Annotated in this window: 13 protein-coding genes; 3 read left to right on the top strand and 10 right to left on the bottom strand. The window is 64.9% G+C overall.

The window, feature by feature from the left end; translation table 11 throughout:
* The first annotated feature begins 48 nt into the window (after nt 1-48).
* Entirely contained in the window at nt 49-942 is an 894-nt protein-coding gene (locus QX124_RS23230; protein ID WP_315739822.1) for a LysR family transcriptional regulator, read from the top strand.
* A 200-nt stretch (nt 943-1,142) separates the two neighbouring features.
* On the opposite strand, the gene QX124_RS23235 is transcribed toward QX124_RS23230, so the two are convergent.
* Together QX124_RS23235 and QX124_RS23240 are read right to left on the bottom strand one after the other, a co-directional pair.
* Nucleotides 1,143-1,484, bottom strand: coding sequence for an antibiotic biosynthesis monooxygenase (locus tag QX124_RS23235; protein ID WP_315777644.1), 342 nt, complete (start codon nt 1,482-1,484; stop codon nt 1,143-1,145).
* A 254-nt stretch (nt 1,485-1,738) separates the two neighbouring features.
* Nucleotides 1,739-2,251, bottom strand: a complete 513-nt coding sequence (locus QX124_RS23240; RefSeq protein ID WP_315739821.1) for an isoprenylcysteine carboxyl methyltransferase family protein — start codon at nt 2,249-2,251, stop codon at nt 1,739-1,741.
* Between QX124_RS23240 and QX124_RS23245 the strand changes: the two genes are divergently transcribed.
* Nucleotides 2,235-2,381, top strand: coding sequence for a hypothetical protein (locus tag QX124_RS23245; protein ID WP_315739820.1), 147 nt, complete (start codon nt 2,235-2,237; stop codon nt 2,379-2,381). The genes QX124_RS23240 and QX124_RS23245 overlap by 17 nt on opposite strands.
* A gap of 242 nt (nt 2,382-2,623) precedes the next feature.
* On the opposite strand, the gene QX124_RS23250 is transcribed toward QX124_RS23245, so the two are convergent.
* On the bottom strand, nt 2,624-4,948 hold the full coding sequence (locus QX124_RS23250) for a PAS domain-containing sensor histidine kinase (RefSeq protein ID WP_315739819.1): 2,325 nt from the start codon (nt 4,946-4,948) through the stop codon (nt 2,624-2,626).
* A gap of 207 nt (nt 4,949-5,155) precedes the next feature.
* On the bottom strand, nt 5,156-6,469 hold the full coding sequence (locus QX124_RS23255; protein WP_315739818.1) for a cation diffusion facilitator family transporter: 1,314 nt from the start codon (nt 6,467-6,469) through the stop codon (nt 5,156-5,158).
* Between QX124_RS23255 and QX124_RS23260 the strand changes: the two genes are divergently transcribed.
* Nucleotides 6,450-6,578, top strand: a complete 129-nt coding sequence (locus QX124_RS23260; protein WP_315739817.1) for a hypothetical protein — start codon at nt 6,450-6,452, stop codon at nt 6,576-6,578. The genes QX124_RS23255 and QX124_RS23260 overlap by 20 nt on opposite strands.
* A 74-nt stretch (nt 6,579-6,652) precedes the next feature.
* On the opposite strand, the gene QX124_RS23265 is transcribed toward QX124_RS23260, so the two are convergent.
* From QX124_RS23265 to QX124_RS23290, 6 genes are all read right to left on the bottom strand, one after another.
* On the bottom strand, nt 6,653-7,621 hold the full coding sequence (locus QX124_RS23265) for a zinc-binding dehydrogenase (RefSeq protein WP_315798383.1): 969 nt from the start codon (nt 7,619-7,621) through the stop codon (nt 6,653-6,655).
* Nucleotides 7,622-7,759: 138 nt separating this feature from the next.
* Nucleotides 7,760-8,179, bottom strand: a complete 420-nt coding sequence (locus QX124_RS23270; RefSeq protein ID WP_172114347.1) for a CBS domain-containing protein — start codon at nt 8,177-8,179, stop codon at nt 7,760-7,762.
* Nucleotides 8,180-8,401: 222 nt separating this feature from the next.
* Nucleotides 8,402-9,715, bottom strand: coding sequence for an oxalate/formate MFS antiporter (oxlT, locus tag QX124_RS23275; protein WP_315739815.1), 1,314 nt, complete (start codon nt 9,713-9,715; stop codon nt 8,402-8,404).
* 242 nt (nt 9,716-9,957) lie between these two features.
* A complete protein-coding gene (gene oxlT / locus QX124_RS23280; RefSeq protein ID WP_315739814.1) occupies nt 9,958-11,244 on the bottom strand; it encodes an oxalate/formate MFS antiporter in 1,287 nt (428 codons plus the stop codon).
* Between the two features lie 208 nt (nt 11,245-11,452).
* A complete protein-coding gene (locus QX124_RS23285) occupies nt 11,453-12,952 on the bottom strand; it encodes a tripartite tricarboxylate transporter permease (protein ID WP_315798384.1) in 1,500 nt (499 codons plus the stop codon).
* Between the two features lie 41 nt (nt 12,953-12,993).
* Complete coding sequence (locus QX124_RS23290) at nt 12,994-13,488, bottom strand: tripartite tricarboxylate transporter TctB family protein (protein ID WP_315739812.1); 495 nt, start codon at nt 13,486-13,488, stop codon at nt 12,994-12,996.
* Nucleotides 13,489-13,492: the final 4 nt, after the last annotated feature.

Raw genomic sequence — 13,492 nt, forward strand, 5'->3', positions numbered from 1 at the left:
CCGAAAACGTGCGGAACCGGGCCGTTCAACCGCTGGAAGGCCGACCTCTTGATCGACAAGCTCGAACTGCTGCTGGCGTTGGCCAAGGAGCGTCATTTTGGCCGGGCGGCGGAGGCGTGCGGTGTCACCCAGCCGACCATGTCGACCAGCATCAAGCAGCTGGAGGAGATCCTCGGCGTCATGCTGGTGCAGCGGGGATCGCGGTTCCAGGGGTTCACGCCCGAAGGCGAGCGAACGCTGGATTGGGCGCGCCGGATCGTCGGCGACTTCCGGGCGATGCGCCAGGAGATCAACGGCCTCAAGGACAAGCTGTCGGGCGAGATCCGCATCGCTGCGGTGCCGACCGTGCTCGGCATGGTGGCCTCGCTGACGACGCCGTTCCGCGCCAAGCATCCGGAGGTCCGGTTCCGCATCATGTCGTGCACGTCGGCCGACGTGCTCGGCCTCTTGGAGAATCTCGAGGTCGATGCCGGCCTGACCTACATCGAGAACGAGCCGATCGGCCGTGTCCGCACCATCCCGCTCTACAACGAAAGCTACCGCCTGCTGACCGCGCCCGACGCGATGTTCGGCGATCGCGAGCAGGTGACTTGGCAGGAGGTCGGGCAGGTGCCGCTGTGCCTGCTGACGCCGGACATGCAGAACCGCCGCATCATCGATCGCGCGCTGCGCGCCGCCGGTAACGACGTCACGCCAACGCTCACCTCGAACTCGCTGCTCGTGCTCTACACCCATGTGAAGACCGGCCGCTGGGCCAGCGTCATGCCGGCCAAGCTTGCCGAGACGCTCGGCCTCGCCGACAAGGTGCGCTCGATCCCGATCATCGATCCCGTAATCAACTACCAGATCGGCCTCGTCATCCCGCAGCGTGACCCGATGACGCCGCTGATCGCAGCCCTGGTGCAGGTCGCGCGCGAGGTCGCACCGAGCCTGCAGGCGTGAGGCGCATGTCCGGCAGCTGAGTTGCCGCTGACGCCGTGTCTCACCACCGGCGGTGAACAATGGCCTGGATTGCGCTCGCCATGACGGCGCAAATTGCCTCCTCTCGTCATTGCGAGCGCAACGAGGCAATCAGGTTGCTGCCGTGGCGACGGTCGGCGTCGTCACCGACCTCGCTGGCGTCATCGGCAGACTTCGGGCTCTCATGCGGTTGGGGAACCCTGACCTTGCGCGTGGCGCGTGGTCTTCAGCTCATAATGCGCGGCATGGCTGTCATAGCGGCTGAGCAGCTTCCGCGCCGCGGGCGGCACCACCGCCGTGTCATGCGCTGGACCCGCAAAGCGAACCACCGCCGCCTGATCGACGAAGGTCATGATCGTCACGAATTCGACCTCGGCCTCCAGCGGTCTGCGCAGCAGCTCGATGCCTAGAAATCCTTCGATTGCCTGATCCACAATGGCCGGAAAGATTGTCGACCGCAGCAGCTCCTCATAGGCGTCGGCATCCGCCGCCCTGGTCCAGCCGCGCCATATACGCTTCAGCATCTGATCGTCCTCCGTCGTGACGATGTTCACCCGAGAACTCGCACAGGCCGGTGGCAGTGCACTTGGTCAAAATTGCGCTTTCTGCGACCGACGTGTCAGACAGCCACCATCGTTCCGGGGCAAGACCTATAGGCCTTGAACCCGAAATCCGCCGTCCCGAACCATATGGAGTTCCAGCTTCCATCGTCAGCGAGGCCGCTTCGCGCCCTCCCATTGACGCCCCCCGAATTGAGGGTGATCGTGGCGTGGCAGGACTAATAGCCCGCAAACCTCTCCCGCATCACTTTCTCCTCTTGCCGGATGCGCAAGACGAGCGGCACGGCATAGATGGTCATGCCGACCACGAGCGTGACATAGGCGTGCAGCGTCAGGGCGTAGCCGATCAGCTCGGGCAGGATGTTGAGGAAGTAGTTGGGATGGCGGACCATCCGGAACAGCGGATGCGTCACCAGCGCATGGTCCCGCGCGATCATCAGCTTGACGGTCCAAAACCGGCCGAGCAGCCGTGACACCACGAACAGCATCACCGCACCGAACAGATAGATCACGAACCCCGTGATGCTGACGGCGTCGACCGGGGCGTCGCGGACAAGGCCCTCGGTCGTCGCGGCGAGGTAGAAGGCGACATGGGCGATCGCAAGCCAGCGCGAAACCGATGCTCCGTATTCGGTCGCGCCGTTGGCGCGCAGCCGCTTCTCGTTGCGGATCGAGACGGCGAGCATGGCGAAACGATAGGCAAAGGCGGCGACAATGAAGGCGATGATCACGCTCGGCACTCCAGATTTCGGAGCGATTGCCTTAGTTGCCGATGCGCAGGTGCGTCAATACCACATTCTGCTAATGTTGCTTACTAAGTGCGAGGCCGATGTCAGCGCACGCGGCGAAAAGGGCAGCTGATTGCAGACCTTGGGCGTCATGTACCGCGAGAGGTTGCTGGGACGACAGCGGTCTTTGTCGATGCAGCCGTGCACGACGACGTTTTTGTAGCTGGCGTAGGGTGGGCAAAGAGCCGCCCGCAGGGCGGCGCGTGCCCACCGTCTGCGTCGCGAACATCGGTGGGCACGGCGCGCGAGAGAGCACAGCTCAACGCGCGTCTCGCGGGCGCGCCTTTGCCCGCCCTACGGCACCACGCACGCAACTCATGCCGCGACGGAGATGCTCGCTGTTGCCTTATGGGCGTCGCGGGGCAGGGTGACGCGGACCACGGTGCCGAACTCCAGCCGCGAGCGCAGCCGCATCGAGCCGCCGTGCAGCTGGGCCAGCGAGCGGGCGATCGCGAGCCCCAGGCCGGAGCCGTGATAGGTCTTGGTCATCTGGCTCTCGACCTGCTCGAACGGTCGGCCGAGCCGCGCCAGCGACTGGGCGGGGATGCCGATGCCGGTGTCGGCGATGATGAGCACGACCTTGTCCTCGAACACGCGGCTGCGCATCGTGACCCGGCCGCCTTCGGGGGTGAACTTCACCGCGTTGGACAGCAGGTTGACCATGATCTGCTTGGTGGCGCGGCGGTCGGCGACGACGGGGATGCTGCCTCCGATGTCGGCGTCGAGCACGAGGCTCTTGTCCTGGGCGCGGCCGGAGACGACGCGCAGGGATTCGGCCAGCGTCTTGGCGAGGTCCAGCGGCTCCATGTCGAGCTTCATGCGGCCGGCCTCGATCTTCGACATGTCGAGGATGTCGTTGATTACTTCGAGCAGATACTGACCAGAGGTCAGGATGTCGTGGCAGTACTCCTGATACTTCTCTGAGCCGAGCGAGCCGAACATGCCGCTGCCCATGATCTCGGAGAAGCCGATGATGGCGTTGAGCGGCGTGCGCAGCTCGTGGCTCATGTTGGCGAGGAATTTCGACTTGGTCTGGTTGGCTTCCTCGGCGCGGGTCTTTTCCTGCGAGTACTTCTCGGCGAGGTCGGCGAGCTCGATCGCCTGGCGCTCCAGCGCGCTCTGCGAGCGCTGCAGGTCGATCACGGTGGCGCGCAGGCGCAGGTCGTTGTCGACGAGCTTCTGCTCGTGCTCCTTGATGCGGGTGATGTCGGTGCCGACCGAGACGTAGCCGCCGTCCTTGGTGCGGCGCTCGGAGATGTGCAGCCAGCTGCCGTCGTCGAGCTGGGCCTCGAAGGTGCGCCCGCCCGGCGCCTGCTGGCTGTGGTCGTGCAGCCGGGTGCGGATCTCCGGCATCTTGCCGACCTCGATGACGGTCTCGTAGGAGGTGCCGGGGATCACGGCGGAGTCCGGCAGCTTGTGCAGCTTCTGGAAATGCGAGTTGCACAGCACGAGCCGGTTGTTGGCGTCCCACAGCACGAAGGCTTCCGAGATCGTCTCGATCGCGTCCCGCAGGCGGAGGTCTGCCTCGACGGTCTTCTCGACCAGGCTCTTCTGCTCGGTGACGTCGACCGCGATGCCGATCAGGTGCAGGCCGGAGTCGGAGGTGCCCTGGCTGAGCTCGCAACGGACCCGGAGCCAGATCCAGTGGCCCTCGGTGTGGCGCATCCGGAAGCTCTGGTCGATCTGGTGGATGCCGCCGGCGACGAGCTGGTCGGCGATCGCGAACAGGTCGATGTCGTCCGAGTTCACCAGCGCGTTGACCTCGCCGAAGGTGAGGAGGTCGGTGCGGTTTTCGAGGCCGAGCATCGCGAACATCGAGTTCGACCAGAAGATGCGCCCGCGCGACAGGTCCCAGTCCCACAGCCCGCAGCGGCCGCGGTTGAGCGCGGTGTCGATGCGGCCACGCACCGCGTCGTTGATCAGGTCGCCCTCGCGGGCGCGCGTCGACTGCCAGTGGAAGGCGAAGCCCAGGATCAGCACGACGAAGCCCGTCGTCGCCGACAAGGTCACGGAGAGCGCGGCGTCCGAGCCCCAGATCGGCTCGAGCTTCTCCTGGATCACGACGACGCGGCCGGGCAGCGCCTTGATCAACTGCGACACCGCGAAGGCCGGACGGCCGTTCGGCAAGGTGATCTCGGTGACCGCGCCCTGCAGGCCGGGCGTGGCCAAGAGCTGCGCGGTCGAGATCAGATCGAGGATGCGGTCGTTCTCGCCGAGCGCTGCGTCGACCGGAACCCGGGCCAGGATGCGGTGGTCGGCGCCGGTGACGATCACGTGGCGTCCGGCCGCCGCTCCCCAGGCGGGGATCAGGTCGGGCAGCAGGCTCTGCAGATGCTCGATGTGGGCGATGCGGTCCGGGCGCATCGCCAGATGACCGATGCGGTCGGCGAGCAGGTCGGAGATCGCGGCCAGGTCGCGCTTGGTCGCGCCGCGCTTCTGACGGCTCTGGTCGAGCACCTGGACGAAGGCGCCGAGACAGATGGTGACGAGAAAGGCGATGATCAAAGTAGGGACAGCACGACGCAATACCGGCTCAGCAGTCAGTAGCCTTTGATAGGCCGGTTTCGCGATCGATTGCGCCAACCCTTTGATGGAATCAGAAGATTGGACGCACGCGTTCGCGGCATGCGCACGCGCCATGCTGAAGACCCCCGAAACTTCTTGGATACCCGAATTTCGAAAGAGCCCCAGCCGCTTCCGAATCAAGTTGATTTGAATCCAGATTTGTCGGGCTGTCGAGAGTCAACGATTTGGCAAAAGCTAATAAATCTTATCCAATGCGGAATTGCCATGGCGAAAAGCCGGCAGAGTGAGTCCGAAGCGGGAACGCAGCATGACTTTCATGCTTCAGCCGTGCGGCGGCTCGGCGTGACTGATGACGCGCTTGACGCTCGGGAAGGCGCGACGCACCCCGCGCTCGATGTGGTCGACATTGTCGTGCACCTTCAGCACGCTCATCGACGGCGCGGCGCGGCAGTGGAAGTTGACGATCTCGCCGGCCTCGGTGTTGCGGACGCGGACATTGTGCACGTCGTACATGTCGGTCTCGGCGGCGAGGCGCTGCAGGGCCTCGGCGATCTCGGCGATCCGCTGCGCTGGCGCATCGACGCCGAATGGCAGCTCGGGCTCGAGCGGCTCGATATGGGTGTCGACCTCGACGTCGGCGCCGAATTCGGCGCGGATGCTGCGTTCCAGCTCGTGCGCGATGGCATGCGCTCCGAACAGGCTCATGTCGCCGTCGACCTCGAGGTCGATCGCGACGATCAGGCGGCCACCGACGTCATGGACGGTGACGTGATGGATCGCGAGGCCGGAATTGCGCGCGATCACCATGATGCGCTCGCGGACGCTCTCGTTGCTGAGCGCGACCGGCACCGTCGTGAAGGTGACGTCGGCGCCGGACAGGCTGGCATCGACTGCGGCCTGCGCATCGCGCTTGATCTCGTGCACGCGGTCGATCGGGTAGGTGCGCGGCACCTGCACCGTGGCGTCGACGAAATGCGTCGCGCCGACGAGCCGGACCCGTAGCCGCTCGACATCGACGACGCCATTGATCGAACGGATCGCGGCGCGCGCCTTCTCGGCCGCACCCTCTGGCGCGCGGTCGAGCAGTGTTTCTACGGTGGAGCGCGCCAGCCGCAGGCCGAGCACGGAGATCATCAGGGCGACCGCGACCGCGGCGGCGGAATCGCCCCACCAGAAGCCGAGCGCGGTGAGGACGAGGCCGGCGATGACGGCGATCGAGCCGAGCACGTCGGAGGCGAAATGCAGCGCGTCGGCGGCGAGCGCCTGGCTGTGGGTCTCGTGCGCGGCCCGGTGCAGCGCGCGGGCGCGCCAGAAGTTGACGGCGATGTCGACCAGCAGCACCACGAACGGAATCGCCGACAGCGACGGCGGCGCCGCCGCCTCGCGCAGCCGGCTGACGGATTCCACCAGCACGCCGCCGGCCAGCACGTAGAGCAGGGCGATGACGCCCAGCGCCGACAGGCTCTCCAGCTTGCCGTGGCCGTAATGATGCTCGTCGTCGGCCGGCCGGTCCGATACCCGAACCACCATCCAGGTGATCACGGTGGCGACGACGTCGACGGCGCTGTGCAGTGCCTCGGAGACGAGCGCGAGACTGCCGATCAGGATGCCGACGATGAACTTCGCCGCGGCCATGCTGGCGCTCGCCGCGATCGAGATCGCGGCGACACGGGTTTTCCCGGAATCGATATGGGAGGCGGCGTCTCTCATGGCGGCGGATGTAGCAGCCGAGGCCGCACCATGAAAGCCAGGATCGCGCGGTCCATGGGCGTGGACCGCGCGCTGTTTCGAGTGCTTCTAAATCTCAGAAGCTTGCGTTCACAAGGTCACCACGATCTTGCCGAGATGCTTGTTCGCCTCCATGTGCGCGAACGCCGCGCCAATGTCGTCGAAGGCGAAGACGCGGTCGATCGGCAGCCGCAGCGCGCGCTGCTCGACCGCACTCCAGATGTCCTTTTTCACCTCGTCGAAGATCGTACGGATCTCCTCGATCGAACGGGTGCGGAAGGTGACGCCGACATAGGTGATGCGGCGCGCCGCGTGCAGGTCGAAGTTGAAGTCGGCATGGGTGCCGCCGAGCCGGCCGACATTGACGATGCGGCCGAGGACCTTGGTCGCGGCGAGGTTCTGATTGGCGACCTTGCCCGACACCTGGTCGATGATCAGATCGACGCCCTCGCCGTTGGTCGCCTGCAGCACCTGATCGACCCAGGCGGGATCGCTGGAGTCGATGGCGAGATCGGCGCCGAACTCGTTGAGCCGTTGGCGGCGCATCGCATCGGTCGAGGAGCCCACCACCAGCGAGGCGCCCTTGAGCTTTGCGATCTGCATCGCCATCAGGCCGACGCCGGAGCTCGCGCCCTGCACCAGCACGCGCTGGCCCGGCTGCAAAGCGCCGTTGGTGATGACGGCGTTGTGCATCGTGGTCAGCGCGATCGGGAGCGTGGCAGCCTCGTCGAAGTTCATGTTCGACGGCGCGTGGAACAGGCGGCCATGGTCGGCAAGGGTGTATTCGGCGAACGCCGCGCTGCCCGAGCCCATGACCTTGTCGCCGATCTTGACGCCCCTGGCGTCGGGACCGAGCTCGGCGACCTCGCCGGCCCATTCCATGCCGAGCACGGTGCCGACGCCGCCGGCGGCACCATGCACATGCCCCTTTGTCATGCCGAGGTCGGCGCGATTGAGGCCGCAGGCGCGCACGCGCACCAGGACCTGCGTGCGCTTCGGCGCGGGCTTGGCGATATCGGTGATCGCGGCGCCCTGGGCGCCGTAGACATAGGCTTTCATCGCGAGGAATCCTGTCGGGTCGGCATGAGCGGCGACCTTACTGTGCCGCTCCTCTCTGCGCACCGCCTAACAGGCGGCGCGCTGCTCCGACAAGACTCTCTCAGTCATGAACCGGTTCCGCTGACCGGGCTGGACGCGTCAGGCGGCGACCGGAGCTTCCGCTTCGTCGAAGGCGCTGGAGACATCGCGCATGCTGATGACGCCGGCGAGCGCGAAGTCGACGATGACGGGGAGGTGGCGGATGTGGTGCACGTTCATCAGGTGCCGCACGTGCTCGAGCGTATCCTCGGTGCTGCAGGAGATCAGCCGCTGCGGCGAGATCAACTGCGAGACCTTCAGGTTGACGCCGGCGGCGCCATGCTCGGCGATGGCGCGTACGACATCGCGTTCGGTGAACATGCCGGCCGCGGTGTTGCCTTCGGTGCGGACGACGTCCTTGACGACGAGGGCGCTGACATTGCTGGCGCGCATCAGCTGCGCCGCGACGCCGACGGTCTCGTTCATTCGCACCGTGATCACGCGCGCCGTCTTGTTGCGCAGGATGTCTCCGACTTTCATGGCACCCTCCCGTTTGTTGATAGTGAACGGAGGGAAGTCTGGTATACGTTATGCCAGAAGTCAATCGGGTTTGACGGCTTTTCGTGCGCTCGGCCACCGAAAAAACACGTCAGCGACACTGCCGGAGCTGCCGGATATGACGCGCCAGCGTCCTGCCCCGGCGCAAAAAAAAGGAGGCGCACCGTGGTGCGCCTCCTGAAGTCGCGGGAAGAAACAGTGGCGTCACGCCATCCGGGCGTCCTGCGTCACCGGCTCGGTAACCGGCTCCTTGCCGAGGATGAAGGCGCGGCGCAGCGGCTTGATCACGAACAGCGCCATCAATGCGGCCGTCGCGTTCAGCCCGACGCCGATCACGAACACGGCCTGCCAGCCATATTTTGCGGAGACGAGGCTCGCGAGCGGGACCAGCAGCGAGGCGGTGCCCTTCGCGGTGTAGAGCATGCCGTTGTTGGTCGCGGCGTATTTGCTGCCGAACGTATCGCCCGAAGTCGCCGGAAACAGGCTGTAGATTTCGCCGAACACGCCGAAATAGACGGCGGTCGCGAGCACGAACACGATCGGATTGTGCCCGTAGCTCGACAGCGTCAGCAGCATCAAAGCGGCCGTGCCGAAGGCGATGAACATGGTGTGCTCGCGACCGATCGTGTCGGAGATCCAGCCGAACACAGGGCGGCCGAAGCCGTCGAAGATTCGATCGAGCGAGATCGCGAAGGTCAGCGCCGCCATCTGGAAGCCGGCGAGCGTCACCGGCTCGTTGGCGATCTTGAAGTCATGGGCGATCGGGGCGATCTGGGCGGCGGTCATCAGGCCGCCCGAGGCCACCATGACAAACACCAGATACATGATCCAGAAGATCGGCGTGCGCAGCACCTGCGGCGGCGTGTAGTCGATCTTGCTCTGCGGCAGATTGAGCTGCTTCTTGCGGGTCGGCGCCGCAACCGTCGGCGGCCGCAGGAAGATCGCGAGCACGAACACGACCAGCCCCTGGCCGATGCCGAAGGTGAAGAAGGCGCTCTGATAGCCGCTCGAGGCGATCATGCTGGCGATCGGCACCACGGTCAGCGCGGCACCGGCGCCGAAGCCCGCGGCGGTGGCACCCGCGGCGAGGCCGCGGCGGTCGGGAAACCATTTCAGCGCATTGCCGACGCAGGTGCCGTACACTGCGCCCGCGCCGATGCCGCCGATGACGGCGCCGGCGTAGAGCAGGGTGAGCGAGTCGGCGTAGGAGTTCAGCATCCAGGCTAGCGAGATCATGACGCCGCCGAACATGATGACGACGCGCGGACCGTATTTGTCGACGAACCAGGCCTCGACCGGCACGAGCCAGGTTTCGGTGACGACGAAGATCGTGAAGGCGAGCTGGATCGCCGTGCGACCCCAGTGAAACTTCGCGTCGATCGGATCGACGAACAGCGTCCAGCCATATTGCAGGTTGGCGATCATCGCCATGCAGACGATGCCCATTGCGAGCTGGATCCAGCGGAAGCCGCTGGACTGTGCCTGGACAGGCGGTGTTGCCTCTGTGCTGGAAACCATGTGTCCTCCCAAACGCGCTCTCTTGGAGGATGCCGCTGCAAGCGCGCTCCTCATCTGCGCACGGAACCATTCTGGTATAATATATTCCAGTCCGCAATATGGCCTGCGACACAGGGTGCGACATGTTGCTTTGCAGCGAGACCGAAATCGTCCGCCAAGCAAAAGAAAACGCTCGGCAAAATGCCGAGCGTCGTCGATCTGGAAGCGTTCTTTTTATTTTTGTTGCAGCGCGAAGGGATGCGTCAGAGCGTCGATTTCTGCACCACGACCCTCCGCCAGGGCTTGAGCACCGCGATCGCGAGGATCGATGCCAGGATGTTGGCGCCGGCCGCGATGATGAAGACGCGATCCCAGTTGCCGCTCGATTGCTGCATGTAGTTCGCGATCGGCACCAGCAGCGCGGCCGTGCCCTTGGCGGTGTAGAGCAGGCCGGCATTGGTGGTGGCGAACTTGGTGCCGAACGTGTCGGTGCAGGTCGAGGGGAAGAGCGAATAGATCTCACCCCAGGCGAAGAACACGAAGCCGGAGAGGATCACGAACCACACCGGATCATGGCCCAGCATGTACAGCGCCCAGATGCCGATGCCTTCCATGCCGAAGGCGATGAACATCGTGTTCTCGCGGCCGATGTTGTCCGAGATCCAGCCGAAGAACGGACGCGTCAGGCCGTTCAGCACGCGGTCGATGGTGGCTGCGAAAGTCACCGCCGTCATGGTCATGCCGATCAGCGTCACCGGAATGTTGTCGACCTTCCAGTCGCCGGCGATCGGCTTGAGGTTGGCCGTCACCATCAGGCCGCCGGCGCCGACGATCACGAACATGAAGTACATCAGCCAGAAGATCGGCTGACGGATCACTTCGGTCGGGTTGTAGTTGCGACGGCTCTGCACCAGGTTCGTGTTCTGAGCAACGGCCGGCACCTGGCCTTCCTTGGGCGCGAACAGGAAGAAGGCGAGGATGACGATGATGATGCCCTGGCCGAGACCGAAATACAGGAAGGTGGTCTGAAAGCCGGAGTCGCGGATCATGGCCTGGATCGGCGCGACTGTCAGCGCCGAGCCGGCGCCGAAGCCGGCTGCCGTGATGCCTGCCGCGAGGCCGCGCTTATCGGGAAACCACTTCAGCGCGTTGCCGACGCAGGTGCCGTAGACGCCGCCGGCGCCGATGCCCGCGATGATCATGCCGAGATAGTAGCCGTTGAGCGAGGTGGCGTAGGCGTTGATCATCCAGCCGATCGCGCAGAGCACGCCGCCGACGAGCACGACGATGCGCGGGCCGTATTTGTCGACGAACCAGCCCTCGACCGGCACGAGCCAGGTTTCGAACAGCACGAACAGGGTGAAGGCCCACTGGATCGAGGCGCGATCCCAGCCGAACGTCTTGGCGATATCCGGGACGAAGAAGGTCCAGCCATATTGATAGTTGGCGATCATCACCATCGCCAGGACGCCAACCGCGAGCTGCGTCCAGCGATAGGCGTCGCTTACTCTTGCAGATGCGGGCGCCCCCGCGTGAGCCAAGTCCGTCATGTTTCCTCCAGGGCTGTCTATTTTTGTCCTAACAGCTATGCGGAGTTTGGTATATGATATGCCAATAGACAAGCGGATTCATCGACCCCGTGCTCGCTGGTAGCCCAGCGATCGACGAAAAAAGCCTGTAGAAGCAAGGCAAATCGCTGCAGCGACAATACGACGCAGCAGAGGATATTTGTAGCTCAACTATCGGAGTAGGGGCGAGTTACGCGGCGACCGCCCGCAACCGGTTGTAGCCCTGCTGGATCGCCGACCAGAACAGCGCGATCAACCCGAGCGCCATGATGGTGCCGACCAGTCCGTTGGAGAAGAATATCGCGAGCGATCCCTGGGATCCCAGCAGCGACTGCCGGAAGGCCTCCTCGGCCTTGTCGCCGAGCACGATGGCGAGCACCAGCGGCGCGAGCGGATAGCCGCACTTCTTGAACAGATAGCCGAGCACGCCGAACACCAGCATCAGCACGACGTCGAACGTGCTGCTGTGCACCGAATAGGCGCCGATCGCACAGAGCACCAGGATGAGCGGGGCGATGATGCTGAAGGGAATGCGCAGGATCGCCGCGAAGACCGGCACGCAGGTCAGCACGACGAGCAGGCCGGCGAGGTTGCCGAGATACATCGAGGCGATCAGACCCCAGACGAATTCCTTCTGCTCGACGAACAGCATCGGGCCGGGCTGGAGGCCCCAGATCAGGAGGCCACCGAGCAGCACCGCCGCCGTGGGGGAGCCGGGCACGCCGAGCGACAGCATCGGCAGCAGCGCCGCCGTGCCCGCCGCATGGGCCGCCGTCTCCGGCGCGACGACGCCCTCGATCTCGCCATGGCCGAAATTCTTGCCGCGCTTGGAGAGGCGCTTGGCGATGCCGTAGCTCATGAACGACGCCGGTGTCGCGCCGGCGGGGGTGATGCCCATCCAGCAGCCGATCACGCAGGAGCGCAGCGACGTCAGCCAATACGCCGGCATCTCCTTCCAGGTGTGCAGCACCACCCGCAGATTGATCTTGGCATTGCCGCCGCGGAAGCTCAGGCCTTCCTCCATCGTCAGCAGGATCTCGCCGATGCCGAACAGGCCGATCACGGCGATCAGGAAGTCGAAACCGTTGAGCAGCTCGGTGATGCCGAAGGTGAGCCGGAGCTGGCCGGTGATGGAATCCAGGCCGACGGCCGCGAGTGCGAAGCCGATCATCATCGCCGCGATCGTCTTGAACGGCGGCTCCTTGCTCAGGCCGACGAAGCTGCAGAAGGCGAGGAAGTAGACGGCGAATTTCTCGGCCGGGCCGAACTGAAGCGCGAAGCCGGCCACCAGCGGCGCAATCAGCGTGATCATGATGACCGCGAACAGCGCGCCGACGAAGGACGAGGTGAACGCTGCCGTGAGCGCCTCGCCGGCCTTGCCCTGCTGCGCCATCGGGTAGCCGTCGAACGTGGTCGCGACCGACCATGGTTCGCCGGGTATGTTGAACAGGATCGAGGTGATGGCGCCGCCGAACAAGGCGCCCCAATAAATGCAGGACAGCATGATGATGGCCGAGGTCGGCGGCATGCTGAAGGTCAGCGGCAGCAGGATCGCGACGCCATTGGCGCCGCCCAATCCCGGCAGCACGCCGATGATCACCCCGAGCACGATCCCGAGGATCATCACCATGATGTTGAAGGGTTGGAGCGCGACTGCGAAGCCGTGAAACAGATTGGCGAGTTCTTCCATGCCAGCTTGGTCCTGCAACCCTCAGCGGATGAGTTTTCGTGTCAGAGTCCGAGCCAATCCTCGACCGGCCCCTTGGGCAGTGGGACCATGAACCAGCGCTCGAAGATCAGATAGGTCACCACCGGCATTCCGATCGCGACCGCCGCCACTGTGAGCCAGCCATATTTGCCAAGCCAACGCATGAACCAGGCGATGAAGATCATGGAGGCGACGTACAGACCGGTGAAGGGCAGGGCGCCGACATAGATCGCCGTCGGCACCACCACGCTCATGACCTGGCGGAGCTGACGCCATTCGGCGAAGACGCTGCCGTCAGCCTCGCGCAGCGTGTTGCGGACATTCATCGCGCTCGCCGCGATGATGAACAGGCCGACGTAGAACGGGAAGAATCCCGCGCGCGGCCCCTCGGCGCCCCAATTGATCCCCGCCTTCACGCTGCCGAGGATCACGATGATCCCGAACAGCGCGATCGCGAGCGTGACGCCGAGTTCGACCGCCTTGTGGCTGGGCCCGGCGGATCCTCCCTGGCTTCTCATGCGA

Origin of the sequence: Bradyrhizobium sp. SZCCHNRI3043 (assembly GCF_032377735.1) — a bacterium.
Taxonomy (GTDB): Bacteria; Pseudomonadota; Alphaproteobacteria; order Rhizobiales; family Xanthobacteraceae; genus Bradyrhizobium.